Source organism: Spirosoma endophyticum (genome assembly GCF_900112365.1).
Taxonomy (GTDB): Bacteria; Bacteroidota; Bacteroidia; order Cytophagales; family Spirosomataceae; genus Spirosoma; species Spirosoma endophyticum.
On sequence record NZ_FOLQ01000001.1, the window covers coordinates 670,609 to 691,329 of the forward strand.

At 49.2% G+C, this 20,721-nt stretch carries 15 protein-coding genes; 8 read left to right on the forward strand and 7 right to left on the reverse strand.

Features of this window, described 5'->3' with window-relative positions; genetic code table 11:
- Positions 1-37: 37 nt before the first annotated feature.
- From BM202_RS02580 to BM202_RS02590, 3 genes are all read right to left on the reverse strand, one after another.
- Entirely contained in the window at positions 38-1,339 is a 1,302-nt protein-coding gene (locus BM202_RS02580; RefSeq protein WP_093822887.1) for a PQQ-dependent sugar dehydrogenase, read from the reverse strand.
- 166 nt (positions 1,340-1,505) lie between these two features.
- A complete protein-coding gene (locus tag BM202_RS02585) occupies positions 1,506-3,218 on the reverse strand; it encodes a GMC oxidoreductase (protein WP_093822888.1) in 1,713 nt (570 codons plus the stop codon).
- 96 nt (positions 3,219-3,314) lie between these two features.
- Positions 3,315-3,830 carry a gluconate 2-dehydrogenase subunit 3 family protein gene (locus tag BM202_RS02590; protein ID WP_093822889.1) on the reverse strand — a complete coding sequence of 172 codons (516 nt, stop codon included), beginning with the start codon at positions 3,828-3,830 and terminating at the stop codon, positions 3,315-3,317.
- 451 nt (positions 3,831-4,281) lie between these two features.
- Here BM202_RS02590 and BM202_RS02595 point away from each other — a divergent pair, with 451 nt between their 5' ends.
- From BM202_RS02595 to BM202_RS02625, 7 genes are all read left to right on the forward strand, one after another.
- Positions 4,282-5,754, forward strand: a complete 1,473-nt coding sequence (locus BM202_RS02595; RefSeq protein ID WP_093822890.1) for a S41 family peptidase — start codon at positions 4,282-4,284, stop codon at positions 5,752-5,754.
- Between the two features lie 324 nt (positions 5,755-6,078).
- Positions 6,079-7,170, forward strand: a complete 1,092-nt coding sequence (locus tag BM202_RS02600) for a Kelch repeat-containing protein (RefSeq protein ID WP_093822891.1) — start codon at positions 6,079-6,081, stop codon at positions 7,168-7,170.
- A 2-nt stretch (positions 7,171-7,172) separates the two neighbouring features.
- The gene (locus BM202_RS02605) at positions 7,173-7,535 is read left to right on the forward strand and encodes a DUF4907 domain-containing protein (protein WP_245776494.1); all 363 of its coding nucleotides are present in this window, start codon (positions 7,173-7,175) and stop codon (positions 7,533-7,535) included.
- Positions 7,536-7,546: 11 nt separating this feature from the next.
- Positions 7,547-8,902, forward strand: a complete 1,356-nt coding sequence (locus tag BM202_RS02610) for a DUF4270 family protein (RefSeq protein ID WP_093822892.1) — start codon at positions 7,547-7,549, stop codon at positions 8,900-8,902.
- Positions 8,903-9,248: 346 nt separating this feature from the next.
- Positions 9,249-9,512, forward strand: coding sequence for a hypothetical protein (locus BM202_RS02615; protein WP_093822893.1), 264 nt, complete (start codon positions 9,249-9,251; stop codon positions 9,510-9,512).
- A 24-nt stretch (positions 9,513-9,536) separates the two neighbouring features.
- On the forward strand, positions 9,537-9,947 hold the full coding sequence (locus BM202_RS02620) for a hypothetical protein (RefSeq protein ID WP_093822894.1): 411 nt from the start codon (positions 9,537-9,539) through the stop codon (positions 9,945-9,947).
- A gap of 378 nt (positions 9,948-10,325) precedes the next feature.
- Entirely contained in the window at positions 10,326-12,692 is a 2,367-nt protein-coding gene (locus BM202_RS02625) for a T9SS type B sorting domain-containing protein (protein ID WP_093822895.1), read from the forward strand.
- 9 nt (positions 12,693-12,701) lie between these two features.
- Here the strand turns inward: BM202_RS02625 and BM202_RS02630 are convergent, their stop codons facing one another.
- The 4 genes from BM202_RS02630 to BM202_RS02645 all read right to left on the reverse strand — a co-directional run bounded on the left by BM202_RS02630 (position 12,702) and on the right by BM202_RS02645 (position 19,390).
- Positions 12,702-13,298: an HD domain-containing protein gene (locus BM202_RS02630; RefSeq protein ID WP_093822896.1), complete on the reverse strand. Its 597-nt coding sequence runs from the start codon at positions 13,296-13,298 to the stop codon at positions 12,702-12,704.
- Between the two features lie 97 nt (positions 13,299-13,395).
- Positions 13,396-14,598, reverse strand: coding sequence for an efflux RND transporter periplasmic adaptor subunit (locus BM202_RS02635; RefSeq protein ID WP_093822897.1), 1,203 nt, complete (start codon positions 14,596-14,598; stop codon positions 13,396-13,398).
- Between the two features lie 46 nt (positions 14,599-14,644).
- Entirely contained in the window at positions 14,645-17,872 is a 3,228-nt protein-coding gene (locus BM202_RS02640; protein WP_093822898.1) for an efflux RND transporter permease subunit, read from the reverse strand.
- Between the two features lie 84 nt (positions 17,873-17,956).
- Positions 17,957-19,390, reverse strand: a complete 1,434-nt coding sequence (locus BM202_RS02645; RefSeq protein WP_093822899.1) for a TolC family protein — start codon at positions 19,388-19,390, stop codon at positions 17,957-17,959.
- Between the two features lie 795 nt (positions 19,391-20,185).
- On the opposite strand from BM202_RS02645, the gene BM202_RS02650 reads away from it, so the two are divergent.
- Entirely contained in the window at positions 20,186-20,569 is a 384-nt protein-coding gene (locus BM202_RS02650) for a PD-(D/E)XK nuclease domain-containing protein (protein WP_093822900.1), read from the forward strand.
- The last annotated feature ends 152 nt before the right edge of the window (positions 20,570-20,721 follow it).

Genomic DNA, 20,721 nt, shown 5'->3' on the forward strand with positions numbered 1-20,721 from the left:
CACCGGTCAGTCTATTCATGAACTATGGCGAAGATGCTTATTTTTTCGCCGATGCTGTCGCCTTTCCACTGTAACTAATTTTGAAAAGCGTTCCATTTAAATCATCCGTTACGTATAATGAGCCATCCGGGCCCTGCGCCAGCCCACAGGGCCGATGCTGAACAGGACCAGTTGGTTTAGCCAGGTCTGTACCGGCAAAATTATCGGCAAAAATTTCCCATGGGCCTGCGGGTTTACCATTTTTAAACGGGATAAAGCCAACCAGATACCCTTTGTATAAAACCGACGATTGCGCATGAAAGGCCACAAATGCACCATTCCGGTAGCGTTCAGGAAAGCCGGTTCCGGTATAAAATAACAACCCATTCGGGCCCATATGAGCCGGGAAATTCGCTACCGGATTTATCGCCTTGGGAGCGCCTGTTTTTTTGCCATCACCGCCGTATTCCGGCGCCAGAATTTTCTTTTTCTGAACATAGTCAAAGTAGATGTACGGCCAGCCCGCATCATCGCCCTGGTGCACTTCATACATGGTTTCGGCGGGCAGCTCGGCGCTTTGCTTTGGAGTGTAGTACTGCGGATAAAAATCATCGAATTTACCCCGACCGTGCTGCGTCACAAATAAGGAGTTGGTTTTATCATTCCAATCCAGCCCCACTACGTTCTTCAAACCCGTTGCATAATGGACACCATCAGACGTGGTCTGATTGGGCACGCTGGCTTTAAAGCGCCAGATACCCACCGAATCCAGCAACGGGCACGGCATGATTCCTTTCCCGGTTCCTGCCTCCCGACAGGCATCATTGTCGGACGCTACGTTGACATAGATATTACCCTGATTGTCAACTGCAATCGACTTTGATTTATCACGATCTTTTTCCCGTAAACCCGACACTAATTTTTCGGGCTGTTCAGGATTGATGACCTCCTGATTCTCATTGAGTTTGTAGCGGTAGATAGCGCTATTCGAAGACGTATACAGATAACCATTTTTGATGAGAATCCCCGTGCCTGGATAATCACCGAAGCCGACCTGTTCATCGATCACGCCATCTTTATTGGTGTCACGCAGCCGATAAATTCCTTTCCCGTCTTTCAACTTGGCGAGTTTCACATAGATATCTCCGGTTTTACTGATGGCAATGTGCCGGGCCGAACCCAGATCTTTCGCGACGATCGTGCCGGCAAAACCCGCCGGAAGCTTCAAGTCCGCAGAAGGATTCTCTTTCTTTATGTTACGTGTGTTTGTGGGATGCTTGCCGGAATTGCTGTCGCCCAGGCAGTTCGTCGCTACCAGCGAAGCGAGCAGGCAGGTAAGACCGAGAAAAGGTTTGTACATGAGTTTGATAAAATTGGGTATGTTTTTATCAAAAGCTATTTATTGCACCCGCATACTGAGGTTGGCGTTATTGATCGATCGAACGCAAGTCCGGGAGAATGGAGTTAAAACACAATGGGGTCGGACTTTCAAGCCCAACCCCATTGTACTACGCAAAAAATCTCGCTTATAGCAATCCTTTTTTCATCTCTTTTACGGCATAATCGACGGCACGGGCGGAGAAGGCCATGTAGGTCAGGGATGGATTTTGCGTTGACGTTGAGGTCATGCTGGCGCCGTCGGTCACGAATACGTTTTTGCAGGCATGAAGCTGGTGCCACTTGTTGAGCATCGACGTTTTGGGGTCTTTACCCATGCGCACACCACCCATTTCGTGAATATCGAGGCCGGGGTTGCGGTGGTCGTCACGTACGCGAATGTTTTTGAAACCCGCTTCGGTAAACATCTCTGTCATCTGCTCCTGATAATCCTTCACCATTTTATCGTCATTGTCGTCGTAGGCTATGGAAATTTTCAGTTGCGGAATCCCATACGGATCTTTCAGGTTCTTATCAAGTGCTACGTAGTTGGACTCTTTCGGGATCGTTTCACCCATCATGTGCGAGCCAACATGCCAACCACCGAGTTTCGGATTTAATAAACTCTGTTTGAGATCTGCCCCCACTAAACTCTGATCGGAATTCGAGGATCGACCAGCCGAAAAACCAGCGGCATAGCCTCGTAAAAAGCCCGTTTCCTGTTTCAATACGTTGCGGAAGCGTGGAATGTAAGGACTATTGGGACGACGACCGTCCGTAGTCGAGTCGAGATCACCATCGTATTCGCCCGAGATGCCCGCCCGGTAATTGTGGAAAGCGGCATATTTACCTAATACACCACTGTCGTTGCCTAGCCCGTTCGGAAAACGGTTCGATGTGGAATTCAGCAGGACCAGGTTCGAGTTCAACGCGGCCGCATTCAGGAAGATGATGCGGGCGTAATATTCTGTCATCTTCTTCGTGTTGGTGTCAATCACCCGCACGCCGGTTGCCTTGCCCTTCTTCTCATCGTAGATAATGGAATGAACGACGGAGTTAGGACGTAGCGTCATCTTGCCCGTTTTGGCGGCCCAGGGAATTGTCGTCGAATTGCTGCTGAAGTAACCCCCAAACGGACAGCCCCGCTCACAGATGGTCCGGTGCTGGCACTGCGCCCGTCCCTGATCATAATGTACCTGTTTGGGCTGCGTCAGATGAGCCGCCCGCCCCATGATCACGTGTCGGTCTTTATAACGGGCCGCTATTTTCGACTGAAAATGTTTCTCCACGCAATTCCACTCATGCGGAGGCAAAAACTCACCATCGGGTAACGTAGCAATACCATCCTTATTCCCCGTAATACCGGCAAACTTCTCGACGTAACTATACCAGGGCGCAATGTCAGCATAACGAATGGGCCAATCGACAGCGAATCCATCACGAGCAGGTCCTTCGAAATCAAAGTCACTCCACCGCTGGGTCTGGCGTGCCCACATCAGCGATTTTCCGCCCACCTGGTAGCCCCGAATCCAATCAAACGGTTTGTCCTGAACGTAGGGGTGTTCGGCGTCTTTCACGAAAAATTGCTCAGTGCCTTCGTAAAACGCGTAACACTTACTGATGATCGGGTTGGCATCCCGCACCTCCTGCCGGAGCTGATTACGGTGTTCAAATTCCCACGGCTGCGTGTTGGTCGTTGGGTAATCAGTCACGTGGCGCACATCGCGACCGCGTTCAAGAACGAGCGTCCGGAGACCTTTGCCCGTCAGTTCTTTGGCCGACCAGCCTCCGCTGATACCGGAACCAATAACAATGGCATCGTAGGTATTGAGGGCTTGAGCGTCGATATTTAAGTAGGACATAGAAAAGAGTCGTCAGTGATAAGTCGTCAGTCGATAGTCAATAGTTGCGGTCCGCCGTTGCGGTTATTGACTATCGACTGACGACTTCTTTTTAACTTATTTAGGTTGAGTAACAGCTTTTGCCTGAACTGGCACGCAGCCGTAATAATGACCGGGAATAAATTGATAGTGAGTCAGGTTCGTCATGACGTACTCCGAACTCATGTAGCCTCGGATCGTCAAGCCCTTAACCAACGAATAGAAGTTTTTTTGCGCTGGCTCGGTCGATTGTCCGAGTTGTGTTAGCAAGGCTGTTCGTTGCGCTACGTCTCCCTCAGCAAAGGGTTTCGAAAATGCTTTCTGTGCCAATCCATCCAGGGAATCGAGGCCCGTGCGAAAGGTTTCCTGTGCTGGCTTCGCGTAGCAGTCCGCCACCATTTTTTGAATAAACTGATGAACGTTGAGGGCTTTAGCGCCGGGCGTGTCCGTTGCTGGAATAATCGTTTCAACCATTTCGGCCAGCAAATTAACCTGGCCACGTGAGAGAATCTGGTGGGTTGAATGGACAGTTTCGGTCGTCCAGCCATTGGCCCAGGCAGGCAGACTAATAAGCCCACCAACGGCACCAGCCATTGTTTTTAACGCATTACGTCTTTCCACAGGATACTTGATTGGATTCTGTTTATTCTGTCAAAGATACAAACTAACTCACATTGGTCGATGCCGCTCTGACCTGTTTTTCGGGCCTGCGGCTTCATTTTAGGGATTACCCTAGTGAGTACAAAATGAAAGAATTATAAATCTATTAAATCTATAAATTTTATTGATTACTAATCGTTATCTACGAACATACGGCTTCACTCGATTGTTCTTCTTATACGCTGATACAAGTTTATTTTGTCCCAAACATGGCGTCGATTTTCGTCTCACCCCGCCCTGTCCCTGTCGATTCAATTTGTCCATACGTCGATGAACTTCATTAAACTGTCGTTAAATCCAACTATCTATTAATCCGCTGTGCAACAGTAGGCTTCTTCTTGTCGTAAGGTCGATAAGTAATGCAGTCTATTTACAGAAAAATCACATGAAAAAATACGTTGTGAACACTTTCAACTATCAATTTCCAAAGCGTGTATGGTCGCTGAACTGGCTACTCATTGCCGGGTTCGTTGTCTGCCTATCAGCCTGCAAAAAGACGACAGACGACGTCACCCCACAGCTTAGCACGTCGTCCAGCGCGAGTCAGTCAGTAGATGGCTGGATTCTGGACGAGATGCGGTATCTATATTACTGGAATGATAAGATTCCGGCCAATCCCGATACAACGCTAGCCCCCGACAAATTCTTTTCGTCCATTTTGAACACCTACAACGCCACGACCAACCCCACGGGCGACCGTTTTTCGTGGATTGAAGATGACGGCAATACGTTAAAATCCGAACTGAGTGGACAATCGACCACAACCGGGATGAATTTTACCTTGTACCTCCGTTCATCGGGTTCAACCGATGTAATCGCCCAGGTGCTTTACGTATTACCCAATTCACCAGCCGCCAAAGCGGGCCTGAAACGGGGTGATATTATCTCGAAAGTAGCCGGTACGTCGCTTAGCACCACGAACTACTCGGATTTGTTGTTCACGGGTACTACGTTCACCTATGGTCTGGCCTCACTGAGCGGGCAATCGCTGGTGGATACCGACAAAACAGTAACCGTAACGGCAACGGTTTTCCAGGAGAATCCGGTGTTTATGGACTCTGTCTACACGGTTGGCAGCAAAAAGGTTGGATATTTTGTTTATAACCAGTTCGTTACGGGTCCATCCGGCCCGGATGACCACACATACGACAACCAGGTCGACGCTATTTTCAACAACTTTAAAGCACAGGGCGTCAACGAGCTGGTCCTTGACCTGCGTTACAACCCAGGTGGCTATACGTCTTCGTCGGCAAACCTGGCCAGTCTTATCGGTAAAGGCATCAGTTCGAGCAAGTTGTATTTCCGTGAAGAATGGAACGCCACCATTACACCCCTTCTCCTTAACGATCCCCAATACGGCAGCAGCTTTTTCATTCAGAACTTCCTGGATAAATCGCAGAACATTGGTAGTAACCTCTCGCGGGTATTTGTGCTGACAACAGACAATACGGCGTCGGCCAGCGAATTGATCATCAATGGCTTGCGCCCCTACATGACGGTAACGACCATTGGTACAACAACTTACGGCAAAAACGTTGGTTCGATTACCGTTACCGACGACAGCGGAAGATTTAAGTGGGGCATGCAGCCAATTGTGTTTAAATCGTTCAACAGTGCCGGGAAATCCGACTATTCAACCGGCTTTACACCTAACATAGAAGTAGAAGAACCTATTAATCTGTTGCCGCTGGGCGATACGAAAGAAGCCTTATTAAGCACAGCTCTGGCGCAGATCTCGGGTAGTGCCAGCACGCGTTCAGGTGTTACCACCAATCCGTTGAAGCCCCTCAGATCGTCTATTCAACGAAAGGCGGGTGGCCAGTCAATGGTTAAAGTGCTCAAAACGTTAAAATTATAAGTCCAGTCTTTCAACTGTCATTCCAACGATTACGTCACAAAGGGGGTCTTTGTGACGTAATCGTTTCATTTTTTAGCAAAGGTTTGGTGTATATGGCAACAATTAAGAATTTTTATGAAAGCCCCACGTTGCTAAGTAATAGGTGTTTGACGTAATTTTGTCAAACCTACTTATTCTCTATTTCAGCGACAAAGCAATGTCCTGTGGCAACGCCCAATGGCTTCGCTCCAGATTGATTCAGGCTGATCCGGGCGGCAAAATCGCCGTTCTTAACTCAAATTGATATAACTTTACATTTTAGTCCGTTCGTTTACGCTCGTTTTCATGATTCATTTACCATTTCGATTTCTTTCGGCAACCGACTCTCGGTCACAATCCGTAGCTTCTGAGACTCTTTCCGCTCTTGTAACTAAGAAAACAAAAAAACAGCAGCGCATCAACTGGGCGTTGGGCGTTCTTTGCCTAGGCTGGACCGGCTTATTGGTCGGTTGCAGTGGCTCCAGCACGGTAGCAACCCTGGGTGACTGGACAGTTAAATCGGAATTTGAAGGCGTAGCCCGCACGGGAGCCTCCAATTTCGTTCTTAACAACATCGCCTATATGGGCACCGGGCTCGACAATAAAAGCCAGCGCCTGCAGGATTTCTGGGCCTACGATCCCGCCAAAAACGCCTGGACGCAAAAGGCTAACTACCTTGGTGCAGCCCGTAATTTCGGTGTAGGCTTTGCCACCAGTAATAACAAAGGCTACATTGGCACGGGTATCAACGTGAACGGCGATCTACTGAAAGACTTTTATGAGTATGACCCAGCCGCCAACACCTGGAAAAAGGTAGCCGATTTTGGTGGAACAGCCCGTTATCAGGCCGTGTCATTTGCCATTGGAGCGAAAGGCTACGTTGGAACCGGCAATGACGGTAACTACCTGAAAGACATCTGGTCCTACGAACCAACGTCTAACACCTGGGCGAAGGTAGCCAGCTACGGTGGTGCCAAACGGGTAGGTGCTGTTTCGTTCGTCATCAACAACATGGCGTATGTTGGTACGGGAAACAACAACTCAACCCAGCAGAAAGACTGGTACGTGTATGATCCGGCTACGGATGTCTGGACGCAGAAGCTAGACTTCACCACCGATCAGGCGTCTATTGCCCGCAGTTACGGCGTTGGTTTTGCGGTAGGTGGTAAAGGCTATGTCACGCTGGGAAGTGGTACGTCGACCGGTACTACGGTGTGGGAATATGACCCTGCCACTGATCTTTGGGCATCACTAGGTGCTTTTGAAGGTGCACCCCGCGCGTATGCCATTGGGTTTGCTATCGGCAATAAGGGATACGTTACCACGGGTGGTAGCAGTCTTTCAGCGCCTTATGATGACTTGTGGGATTTTGACCCAACCATTGAGCAAGTACTGTAAGCGTGCCAAACGCCATCAATACGAACAAAAATCGACCGTCTCGGACTCGTCTGATTCGAGTGGGATTGATCCTGATCCTGATCGCTTTAGCTAGTCTGACAGGGTATCAAATCTACCGCCGGCAGAACCCCTATCAGGTTCAGGTATTTTCAACGCCATCGGGTTGGGGGTATGATATTCTGAATCACGGTAACCTATTCATTCATCAGCCAACCATACCGGGTCAATCCGGTATGGTTGGTTTTTCCAGCCAGGAACAGGCCCAACGGGTCGGTGAGCGGGTGATTGAGAAAATACAACAGACGAAGGCGTTGCCTACGCTGACCAACGAAGAGCTACGTCAATTAGGCGTAAAAATTCCCTGAATTCATTGCTTATGCGTACTTTCTGGTACGCCGGTTTGCTCTTGCTAACCGGTATATTGTTGTTTGCCTGTCAATCGGGTGATCTTAACGTCGGTCAGTCGGTCATCAACCCACAGGAGTTGACAATACAATCTATTGACACAATAACGGTTCGGTCATCGACGGTCATGAAGCCTGATTCGTTTATTACGTCGGCCGATAATGACATACTGGTCGGGCGCTGGAGTGACCCCCAAAGTGGGCAATTAAGCATGCGTGCTTTTGCCGAGCTTGACTATACGGCCAACACGCTTTCCACGCAAACGAATCTGGTTTTAGATTCATTAGTGTTGGAGATGAATTATTCATTCGTATACGGTGATACTACGTCTGCCTATAGTATCAATGTGCACCGCCTGACGAAGCCACTCGTTCCTCAGTTATATTACAATACGAGTTCGGTTCCGTACGAAGCGACTCCATTTCTGCAGAAAACGGTACTGCCCCAGCCACAAAGTCGAGGCAAGCAGATACGGCTCCGCACGTCTGATGCGCTGGCTCAATCGTTTTATTCGCAACTGCTGAGTGGTCAGATCAATGATGCCCAGTCTCTTGAGAAATTTCTGCCTGGCTTTGCCTTTATCAGTACGTCTACAAATAATACGATTGCGGGCTTTTCAGCGGCTGCCGGAGCAAGCGGGCTAAGGCTCTATTATCACACGGTCGATGATGCACAAACGGCAGTGAGCCTATTATTTCCGATTGCATCACTCCATTTCACCAAGTTCATAACTGATTTTACTGGTACCCCACTGAGTGCGTTAAAAAGCCGTTCTGACGCCGTTAATAGTCGCCTAACGGACAACACGACGTTTATAGCCCTGGGCGCCGGTCTCCAAACCCGAATTGAATTCCCGTATCTCAATCAATTTGACAGGCCCGTAAAATTTGCTGACATCAACAAAGCTTTATTAGTTATAAGCCCCGTTCGGCGTAGCTTACAGGATAATACTCCTCCTCCAGGTCAAGCGCTGATTGCGGGTCAAACCCCGGACGCGGTGGAATTGTACGTGACGAACAATCAAAACCAGGTGATTGCAACGGTGCCGGGAGGGACGAATCCTTTAGCCGCTGTAGCCGCAACAACTTACTACAGCTACGATGCAAATTCACCGTTAATTTCCGATTCGTACACGTTTGACCTGACGTATTATCTGGGCCAGATTCTAAAACAGAAATCGCTTCCTCAACCCCTAATCCTTACGGTTCCAACCCCTAATACCGGCTATTTCAGCATGAAATCATTGGTTCAGCGGGTGGTGCTAGGGAATCAGCAACGGCCGAACGATCAGATGCAGGTGAAGCTGTTCATTACGTCGGGCACCTAATACGCTGCCGTATTAATAATAAGAGTTATTAAAAAAGCCGGATTGTCGTGACAATCCGGCTTTTTCTTTGCCCATCGTGATAGGCATTCGCAACGGACCTCCTCAGTTTCACGTATCTATATAGGCAGGCAGGAAACATAGGGATTGCCCCTATTATCAGACTTAAAAGCGTTTCTGCGGCATTAACAGACAGGCCATAAAGCCATAAGCCCGATCTGTCAATCGTTAAAAGTATATAAAAAAGGGTGTTAAAATGCCTGGTTGCCCCAAATCCAATATCAGATGCCGGACCTATACGTTACCTTCTTAAACCGTGAAACAGCGGTCAACCTGAATACCCCAGAAGATGACACGTACAGCCATGCCAACCGCAGCCACCCCTTCGGACACTACGGCCCAGCCTACCTTACAGGTTTTGCTATCCCAGTCAGAAGATGAGTTTTATGGAAGTTTGCAACGTATCTGGAACAACGTTGTACAACTTGAAGACATGGGTATTATCCAGCAGGAAAACGATAAGTTCGTCTATGCCTACCGCCTGGCTGAAGCCGAATTACAGCGGGCGTATTCAGAAAAAGCATTTGCTACGTTGACTGCGCAAGTATCATAATCCGTTGCTGTTTTATTGCACCTAATGAAAACGTATCATAACGAACACGTCACGGTAGTAACTGAGTGCGGTGTGCATCTGTTGCAGCAAACGTGGGTGGGGATTCCCTCCAGCGAAAATTTCAGAGATGGATCACTGGCTACGATCGCTTTAGCCAGGCGGCATCAAATCAAACGGTGGCGGATCGACCTGCGACAGTTACGCGTATTCAATCCGGTTGATTTGCACTGGTTTATTCAACATTGCCTTAACCAAAGCAATTCTGGTTGGCCCAGGAAAGCACGAATAGCCATTATCCTGAATGATCTCAACCAATTTGGGAAAATGGGTTCCGACCTGATCATCAGAGCGATCATGGCTGAAAACAGTGACCTGGCCTGCCGGTATTTTCTCGATAACGATGACACGCAACACTGGTTGATGCTGGATGAATGAGGCATCTGACTCCCGTTTCAGCAGGTCCGGCCCGTTGCACAGTACTTCGTAAAGATGGCTGTGCAACGGGCCGGACCTGCTTTACGTATTGCTTAATAATATCCGATTTTCTATAGCCATTACCCTGATCAGGTCAGGTTATGCTGAATAGCCGACTGACAGGTAAGCGAATTCAGGAATGCATCCAGCCTCCTGTAGATGCGTATAAATACGGATAATCTTTCTTTACAGTAAAAAGGCCATTGAACTGGCGCAATGGGCAAATTAGAAGTAACTTGTTTGTTTATTACTCAGTAACAGGTTCCCATTTCTATGAAGAGGTACCAATTAACACAGTCGTAATTATACAGCAAGCAGGAGATTTAGAACGACTTGTTTATGCGCATTTCTACCTTCCCGTTTTTACTCTGGCTCCTGCTATTGAGCCTCTCTATACCTGCGCTGGCTACCCATCAGGTAGGCGGGCAAATCGAAATGCGCTACATTGGCGACGTACAAGGTCATTACCAGATAACAGTCACCCAATATATTGAAGACGGAACCCGTGGAGCAGCCACCCAGGCTACTTCTGGGATGCTTGGAATTTTCCGCAAAAGCGACAATAGGCAAATGACGACATTCGTCGTCACTCAAACCGGTTCCAAGCAACCAGTCGTTTATGCGAATGAATTTTGCGCGGCACAACGCAATCTCAGGTTTGTCGTCATTACGTATCAAGCCACTATTCAGCTGGCTCCGGGTTCTTACAATGATCCCCAGGGTTATTACATTTCATACCAGACGCGTAACCGTAACGCTGGTATCAATAACATTAGCAACCCCGATCAGACAGGGTTCACCTTTTACCTTGAATTTCCGGCCCTTCAGCAAAACGGACTATATTTCACGAATTCGTCTCCTCATTTCGGTACTATCAATGGCGAATATGTCTGCATAGGCGATCCATTCAAGTTTCCGTTTGGTGGTACTGATCCTGATGGCGACGAGCTTCGGTATTCTATGGTGACACCCCTCAACCAGAAAGGCACGAATCAGAATGCGATTTCGGCAGGACCTTATCCGGATGTCAGCTGGCTTTCGGGCTTTAGTGCTTCCAATGCCATGCCTGGTAGCCCCACCCTGAGCGTAAATGCCAAAACCGGCCAGTTAACAGTGACGGCGACTCAATTGGGTTTGTTTGTCTTTGCCGTAAAAGTGGAAGAATATCGCGGTGGTGTCAAGATTGGCGAAGTACGGCGTGACTTCCAGTTGCTGGTCGTTGAGTGCCCGCCCCAAACAACACCCGAGCCGACTGTCCAGATTATGGATAGACCCAAGGTCACAACAACGACTATTTGTACGGGCGAATCGACCGTTCTGGTAGCAACGGTCAACCTCGACTGGAATTACCAATGGCGTCGGGATGGGACCAATATAGTGGGCGCGACCAACGCAACGCTCACGGTTCGTGATGAAGGTCAATATACGTTACTTGTCTCTCAGAAAGCCGTTTGCAGCAAGTCGGGCGATTCCGATACGTTAACGGTTAAACAAATCAGTGCCAAAGCAAAAATTAGTACCCTCGGTCACTTATGCGCCACAACGGGTTTTGCTATCCTAACCGCCGTGGGCGACACCGGACTGGCCTATCAATGGTATCGGGACAATCAGGCCTTACCAGGTCAAACAACCGACACGCTTTTCACGACCGAACCGGGCCGTTACTTCGCGGCACTGACCCAGAAAACGGTAGGCTGTAAAGCGAGCAGCGACACCACTTCACTCGAACGATCGGCAGCCGTGCAGGCACTGATTAAATCGGCGTCGGGCCAGAATCGAATTTGCCCAAATGACTCATTAGCGCTGAATGCCAGCGGTGGCGAAGCCTATAAATGGCAAAAAGATGGGACAAAAGTAGGTGGCAATGGGAGCCAGTATACGACCCGAACAGCCGGAATTTTTAGTGTGACGGCTACCGATTCTTACGGGTGTGATGGTACGTCTCCCGCACTCACGATAACCCAGCTCGCTCCTCTTCTTGTCACGCTTGACTCGATTCCGGGGGTGTGCGGTCCCGACAATCCGGTGTATACGCTCGTGGGTAGTCCGCCGGGGGGCGAGTTTGCTGGCGTCGGAGTAACGGGGAATCAATTCAGTCCGAAATCAGCGGATATTGGCGACCATAAACTCACGTATACCGTTAAAGCGGCTCCCGAATGTGCCGGAACGGTTGCCACCCGAGTAGCCGTCGTTGCCCCTATTCCGACCATTAAACTAATCGATTCGCTGACAACCTACAAAGGCAATACGTTTACGTTAGATCCTGTGTATACCGGCAACCCGAATCAGTTTCAGTGGACACCCGCTACGTATCTGGACAATCCGAGCCTGGGCAACCCCTCCATCATGTCAATTGATAATGACATCACTTACATGCTTGAGGTAAAAAACAGTACAGGTTGTGCCGCCAAAGACACGATTCATATTACCGTTTATAATGGTGTCTGGATACCTGATGCCTTTTCACCCAATGGCGACGGCCTGAACGACGTATGGGATCTACCGGGCATTGAAGCCTTTCCTGATGCGGAGGTCACTATTTTCAACCGCTGGGGCGAAGTGATTTATTCGTCTGCCAAGGGTTACCCAAACCCATTCGATGGCACGCTGAATGGAGCGAGCCTGCCCGTTGGCGTTTATGCGTATACACTACGTACTACAGCCAGTAGGCCCGTAAGAAAGGGGCGTCTGGTATTAGTACGTTGACTATTTTATTTACCTGTTTTTCTTCAGGATACCTCGCTCAACGCTATCGTTCAGGACTTGTTCGGCGTATTCCCAAATGGCCGTAGATCCGTTTTGGATCACCTGTTTCTTTTCGTAAACTTTAGCATAATCAACATCGAATTCCTGCCACGTACCGCCATTATTAGACGCATTTTGAAGTAACGGTTCCAATCGATCCATTGACCGGGCAAACTTCGCTTCGTCTGTTTGACTCTCCTCAAATTCCTCCCATATGCCCATGTATTCGGCGGCCTGTTCGGCGGGCAATAGCCCGAAAATACGTTCGGCAGCCAGGCGTTCTTGGTCCGTGTTGGTATGGCTTTTTTGCGTATCGTATATGAACGTGTCGCCCGCATCGATCTCCACAATATCGTGGATCAGGAGCATTTTCAGCACTTTCAACAGGTCGATCGTTGTATTGGAGTGCTGGGCCAGAATAATCGCCATCATCGCTAAATGCCAGCTATGCTCGGCGTCATTCTCGTTTCTGTCGCTGTTAAACAGTTTCGTTTTACGTTGGATGTATTTAAGCTTATCGATCTCTTTAAGAAATTCAATTTGCTTCACTAACTGATCTGACTGCATGTTTTGGTGATTTGTGGCTTGCTAAATGTCTATAAAAGATAACAAGCCGAAAGTTATAAACTTTCGGCTTGTCCGTTAATCATATAGTCGATTAGAATTACTTCTTCGCTACTGCTTTTACTTCCTGACCATCCCGAATTTCTTCGGATGCTTTCTTGACGATCGTCGTACCCGCCTGCAAATCGCCGAACACTTCCACCAGACTATCCACTACGTTGCCTTTCTGCACCGACACCCATTGCGCGCGCTTGTCGTTCACTTTGATCACGAACATCTTTTCGCTCGAACTCACCACAGAGGTTGTGGGAACGAACATCGTTTTACCCGTTCGTTCAATCGGCATCAGTACGTCGGCATACATACCAGCTTTCAGTTCGTGGCTGGGATTAGCTACGTCGAACTCAGCCATCATCGCGCGGTTAGCTTCCACCAGACTTTGGGCAGAACGGGCCAGTTTTGCGTTGAAATGGCGATTGGGCATAGCGTTAACCGTGAACGAAACCGCACTTTTTGTCTTTAACTGATTGGCGAATGTTTCAGGTATGGCTACCGTCAGACGTAGTGTCCGGCTGTCTTCCAGCACAAATAACGGTTTGCCGCTATCCCCCGCCCCAACCAGCGCACCGGGGCTGATGTTCCGCTCGATTACCATCCCATCGAACGGGGCCGTGATGGTGAGGTACTGCCGGAGTTCGGTTTTGGCCTGATAATTCGAGCGGGCAGCCTGCACGGTTCCCTTCGCTACGGCTACCATCGCGCTGTCGGCCTGCATTTTAGCCTGCGCCTGGTCGATCTCGTTCAACGAAACCGCACCTTCCATTTTTGCCGTTTGCAGCAATCGCTGGTACGTTAACCGACTGGCACGGGCACGCGTCGTTTGTTCGACCAGCGTAGCCTCCTGCGCCTGTAGCTGAGCCTGCGCCTGACTCAGTTCCGAGATTACTTCGGGGGCGTCGAGTCGGGCGAGCACCTGCCCTTTGCGGACCTGTGTGCCCCGATCGACCGAAATATCCCGCACGAAGCCTTTCACTTTGGCATACATATTTACCCGATTCCAGGGTTTCAGTTCACCCGGAAGCGTGACCTGCTTGCTGGGTTGCAACGCCTGGACAGTCGATACGTCAACCTGCTGGATTTCAGGCGCTTTTTCGGCGGGTTTGTTATCGCTACTGGCCGTCGAACAGGCTGCCATGCCAACGGCAAGAGAGGCCGACCCGATCAAGTTAAAAAACGGTTTCTTCTGGCACAAAGAGTGAAAGAGCGAAAGATTGAAAGCACGAATAATGATTGGGGAAGTCATGGTTGTTTCCGTTGAAAGTTGACGAGGAACAATGGCTGAGAGCTGTTTAAACACTGGGGCTCATTTCCGGATGATAGTATTTGCTTTCCGGATCTTCCGGGTCGAGCGATACGGATTGAATGGCGGCTTTCGCCTGAAGCTGCGTGAAGATGCAGGGCAGAATCAGCAGCGAGGCCAGCGTCGAGGCAATCAATCCACCAATTACGGCCTGACCCAGCGGGGCAATCTGGTCGCCCCCTTCGCCAAGACCCGATGCCATCGGTACCATCCCGGCAATCATCGCGATACTGGTCATCAGGATCGGGCGAATCCGGCTGTTGGCCGCCAGAACCACCGCCTTTCGCGTATCCCCGATTTCCAGCCGCAGGTTTTCCGCATTGGTCACCATCAGAATGGCGTTGGCCACCGACACACCCACCGACATAATCAAACCCATGTACGATTGCAGATTCAACGTAGCACCGCAGGCCAGAAGCATCAATAAGGCCCCGGCAACCACCGCTGGGATAGCCGCCAGAATAACCAGCGACAATTTAAACGACTGATAGTTAGCGGCCAGCAGCAGGAAGATAATGATAATGGCTACCAGCAGACCCGTTTGCAAACTGCTGAGCGTATCGGTTAACAGATTCGTCTGGCCGCCCATTTCAACGAGTACACCCCGTGGTGGTTCGCCCGCTTCTTTAATGGCATTTTCAACGGCTTTCTGCGCCGTACCCAAATCTTTTTTCTGCAAATTAGCTGTGATCGTTACCAGTCGATTTGGACCAGCGCGGTCGTATTCACCCGGTGCCGTTCCTTCCGAGAAGGTCGCTACATCCGACAGTAGCGGGTGCATTTCACCACTTTTGAGCGGAATATTGCCAATGTCGCTGGCGCTGCCCATCTGGTATTCAGGAATCTGCACCTGCACCTGATACGCCAGTCCTTTCGACTCATCGAGCCAAAGATTTTTGTCGGTAAAGCGGCTTGACGACGTAGCGGCCACCATCGACCGGGCTACCTGCGTCGACGTAACGCCCAGTTGTCCAGCGCGTTCGCGATTCATTGTTACGTTCAGAACCGGGTATGCCAATGGCTGCGCAATCTGCACATCGCGCAGGAAATCAATCTTTGCCATGCGCTCCCGAATCTTGTTGGCAAACCGCCCGGCTTCAGCGATGTCTTTAGCCGCTACGGTCACTTCAATGGGCGTCGAAGCGCCCTGGCTCATGATCTTTTCAGTCAGCTCGATGGGCTCAAACGAGATGCTGGCCGTTGGTAAGGCCTTGGCAATACGTGTCCGAAGCTCTTCTTTCAGATCGTCCATCTTCACGGGATGCTCTTCCTTCAACGACACCTGCAACACAGCCTCATGCGGCCCACTGTTGAACACGAAAATGTTCGACGTACCATAGCTGGACGGCACTGTACCGACATAAGCCGACGAGATTTCGACATTATCCTTACCAACCGTCTCTTTCAGAATATCCAGCACTTTCAACGTAGCGGTTTCGGTACGTTCAACCCGCGTTCCATCGGGAATACGAAGGCGCATCTGAAACTGGTGACTATTGCCATGCGGCAGAATATCCGTTCCGATCGACAGGAAGCAGACGACGATAATCGCCAGGCTACCAATCAGATACCCGCCAACTACCACGCCCCGGATGTTCAGAATCCGGTCGAGAAATGACGAATACCGTTGTTTAAATTTATCAAAACCAGTGGCATTCTTTACCGGATGAGCGCCTTCATCCTCAATCATGTGCCGTTCGTTCGCATCGAGTGCCAATGTTGGCGCTTCGTGGGCGGGATGACTTTTCAGCAACCAGTTTGCCATCACGGGCACGAATGTCTGCGAGAGCAGGAAGGACGCAATCATGGCAAAACCCACGGAAAGCGACAGTGGCAGAAACATCGAACGCGGTACGCCACTCATCACGAACGCGGGGGCAAAGACGGCCAGGATCGACAGCAGAATCAGGAATTCAGGAAAAACGATTTCTTTGCAGGCATCCCAGATTGCCACCGCTTTGGGTTTGCCCATTTCCAGGTGCTGATGAACATTTTCAATCGATACCGTGGCCTGGTCGACCAGAATTCCGATGGCCAGCGCCAGTCCCGACAGGGTCATGATGTTGATCGTCTGCCCCGCCAGATTGAGCATGATCACCGCCGATAGAATCGAAATAGGGATGGTTAGTACCACAATGATCACACTACGCCAGTCGCGCAGGAAAAGCAACACCATCAGGCCTGTTAATACCGCACCGAGAATGCCTTCCGTAACCAGACTTTTCAACGAGTTTGTTACGTAGACCGATTGGTCAAATTCGTAAGAGATCTTGACATCTTCCGGCACGGCTGCCCGAAGTTCAGGCAGGGCTTTGCGGATGTTGTTCACAACGTCGAGCGTGGACGCGTCCGATTTTTTCACCACCGGAATGTACACCGCCCGACGACCATTCACAAGGGCGTAGCCCACCGTTACGTCGGCACCATCTTCAACCGTAGCAATGTCACGCACGAATACGGTTGGGCCTGAACCAACGCGAATGGGAATGTTAAGGAAATCTTCGGGCCGTTTCACTAATGAGTTTACTGGCGTCATTAAAGTTTTCTCGCCGATACGAATGTTGCCCGCGGGCGATGGCTGGTTATTGGCGACAATCGACTTAATGACCTCCTCGGGTGTTAGCTGATAGCTACGTACCAGTTGCGGATTTACCTTGACAATGACCGTCCGCTGGTTACCCCCGAACGGCGGAGGGCTAGAAACGCCCGCAATCCGGGAGAACATCGGCCGCACCCGCGACGACGCATAATCCTGAATTTCGTTCAGTGAGCGGCTTGGGCTTTCGAAAACCAGTTGGCCCACCGGCACCGAGCTGGCATCGAAGCGAACCACCTGGGGCGGCACGGTACCCTCCGGCATGTAGGCTTTGGCGCGTGATACGTTGTTGGCAACCTCAGCCGCGGCCTGGGCCATATCGGTGCCGGGATAGAACGAGAGTTTGATCAGCGACAACCCCTGAATGGTTTTCACGTCGATGTCGCGGATACCCGATACGTACAGGAAGTGATCCTGATAGCGGGTCGCAATGAAGCCGTCCATCTGATCAGGCGCCATACCGCCGTAGGGCTGTACGACGTAGATCGTCGGCAGATCGAGGTTCGGAAAAATGTCGACCGGAATGGTAAACAACGACATGACCGAAAAAAACAGAAGCCCCATAACGGCCACGACCACCGAAATGGGTTTTCGCAACGCAGAACGAATGATGTTGTACATAATTTTTTAGTCGTTAGTCAGTAGTCCTCAGTCCATAGCTCGTGTCGCTTTTTCACAAACGACTATCAACTGAAGATTATCGACTTATTTTACCTGATTCATAAACAGTGACAGATCGCCATCGGCGGCAGATTTCAGGAGCAAATAACGCCAGACGTTGCTGGTTGCTACGTAGCCATCGACTTCCGCCCGGTTGAGCGTTACAACCGTTTGAAGCAGCGTTATCAGATCGGCCAGGCCGCTTTCGTAGCGCGATTTTGCCTGATTATACGCTTGCCGGGCGGCCCGTAACTGAATCGGTGCCTGCCGGGCCTGCTCCAGCGCCACCTGATATTGGGTTTCGGCTTCCTGATACTGGCGGGTGATTTGTAGCCGTTGCGTATTGAACAACTGCCGTGAGCGTTCCACCTGAAAAAGATCGGCGTGGTAATCCTGCCGACTACGTAGCATATTGGTCAGATTCCATCGGGCGACTACGCCCACCAGGTAGTTTGATACCTGATACCCAAGGCCATTGATCTGATTGCTCTGGAAAATATCCCCCTGATTGGAAAAGCCCGAACCGCGCGCATTGCCAACCCCAACCAGCGAAATAGTCGGCATACCCGACCGCTGCGTGGCCAGACTGCGGGCTGCTGACAGATTGATCTGCGACTGAAAAAGTCGTAACGCTGGGTTTTTCGGAGAGAGTGAGTCAGACAGGAACGTACCGTTCGGAAGACTTGTATAGAACTGCATGCTGTCGACCTGCATATTCGCCTGAAGTTGGCCCGTCAGTTCCGACAGTCGCAACCGCTGAACCTGTTCCTGCTGCTGACTTTCGAGGAGCAGCAGCCGGGCGCGAACGGCTTCGGCCGTAGCCAGTGAACTATCCACCCCCGCCTTCATGCCCGACCGGACGCCCGAATCGACCACGCGTTTGAACGTCTGCGCCCGCTCCAGATTACTCCGCTGAATCTGAACCAGTTTCTGATTAATGAGGAGTTGTAAATACGAATCGATCGTGCGGACCTGGTGCTGAAAAATCTCGTTTTCGTAGTCAACCCGACTGCGCTGGAGATCGGCATTGGCCACCGCTACGTTCGCTTTCACCCGCCCGAACGTAATGGCCCGCCATTCGATGGACGCACTGGTAAAACTACCGAAACTAGCCTGCGAAACGTTGGTCGCCCGAACGCCACCCGACGTAGAAATATTTGTGCCTTCGTTCGGAAAAAACGAGCCGTTCAGGCTGTTGCTGGTGGCATAATTGTATTGATCCTGAACAATCATGTTTGGCAGAAACTCCGTCCGGCTGGCAGCCACCCGTCGTTCGGCACTACTGATTTCGGCCTGTTTGGCTTTCAGAAACGGGTATTGCCGAACGCTCTGTTCAACTACCTGATTGAGGTTGAGTGACTGCCCCGATGCCTGAAACGTGAGTAGCCCCGTGCCGAGCAGCAACAGAGCTGTTTTTCTTCGGAACACAGAATCGGTTGGCGGCCGTTGTGCGTAACATTGAAAATGTGCGTTTTTCATCCACAACAACTTGACCGTGCTTAGATTGACTCCCGGTCAAGTGTGTACAAAACACGATCTCAATTTTGGAAACATTTGGGAAAGTGGGTATTTGGCAGAAAGATTACCCTGTTTTTAGCCGCTTAATAAAGTTTGGGAAAGGTATTTGGGGAAAGGGGTAGCTTGCAGAGAAGAGGGCTCTTTTTTAAGAGGAGACAAAGTGCTAGCCTGGAGGCTTAACAGCAAACTATTTCTCGCTGATTCATTCAATGATAAGGTTCAGTAGTTTTTCGTCCTTTACTACGTTAAGGGCTTAATGGGTTTAAAGATAAAATATTTATGCCATCTTTTCGGCGACAGATTTACGGCTCGTTAAGTAACTAACTTGTTATAGCGTAATACTTTTGCTAGACAAGACAAAATAAGTTTAGGGTGTTTACTTGCTTAAAGAAACGTTCTAATTGTTATGCGTGATTAAAGCGAATTGTATATGAATTTAAAAGAAGAAGTTTTTGGGTATTTAGTTGATATAGAAGAAATATCTCGGCTGAAATTATTAGAGAATCTGAGATTGAGGAATTTTTCGAAGATTTAGCAGCCCTTGAATTTGAAGATTGGGCAATCTGTTCTTACCAGATCTTAATAAAAGGAAAACATTTAAACAAGCTAGAATCTGATTATAGTAAAGAAAAAAATTTAATCGAAGGTTTAGTCTCGAAGTTTGCACAAGTCGACAAGAAGGTTGCAAGGCATATTGCTTGGCTACCATTACCAAAAATAAAGACAGAAATATCAAAGTACAATCTAAATGACAAAATGAAACAACTCTTAATTGACGGAGAATTTGATCAATTCTTTGAGGATGTAAAGTCTATTTTCGCCAGTTTATCATATAATATAAAAGTTACAGAAGCGTATTTCCATACCAGTGTTCATGTTTTACTTAAAACTCTTGGCTTTGCAATAATAAGTGAAGATGAAACAAACATAGGTCGTATAGATTCATTGATTGAGCTAGACACAAAAATCATAATAATGGAATTTAAAACAACTAACTCCAATATTGCTTTAAATCAAATCAAAGGACAGAAGTATTTTGAAAAATATTTAATCAAAAGAAAAGAAATATTTCTTATTGGTATTGGCTGCAATTTAGTTCAGCGAAATATAAGCGACTGGAAAGTAGAACAGTATTGTTAATCTAAATTCGCAATTTTCATTTAAAAAGCCTCCATAACCCAATCAAACGAGGATACAAAGGTTAAAAATACTTCATAAAATTGAGTTAACTAAGATTTTACAAGCCCTTATTCCCATTGGATGTATATTCCAAAATTGCTAAAAATACAGCG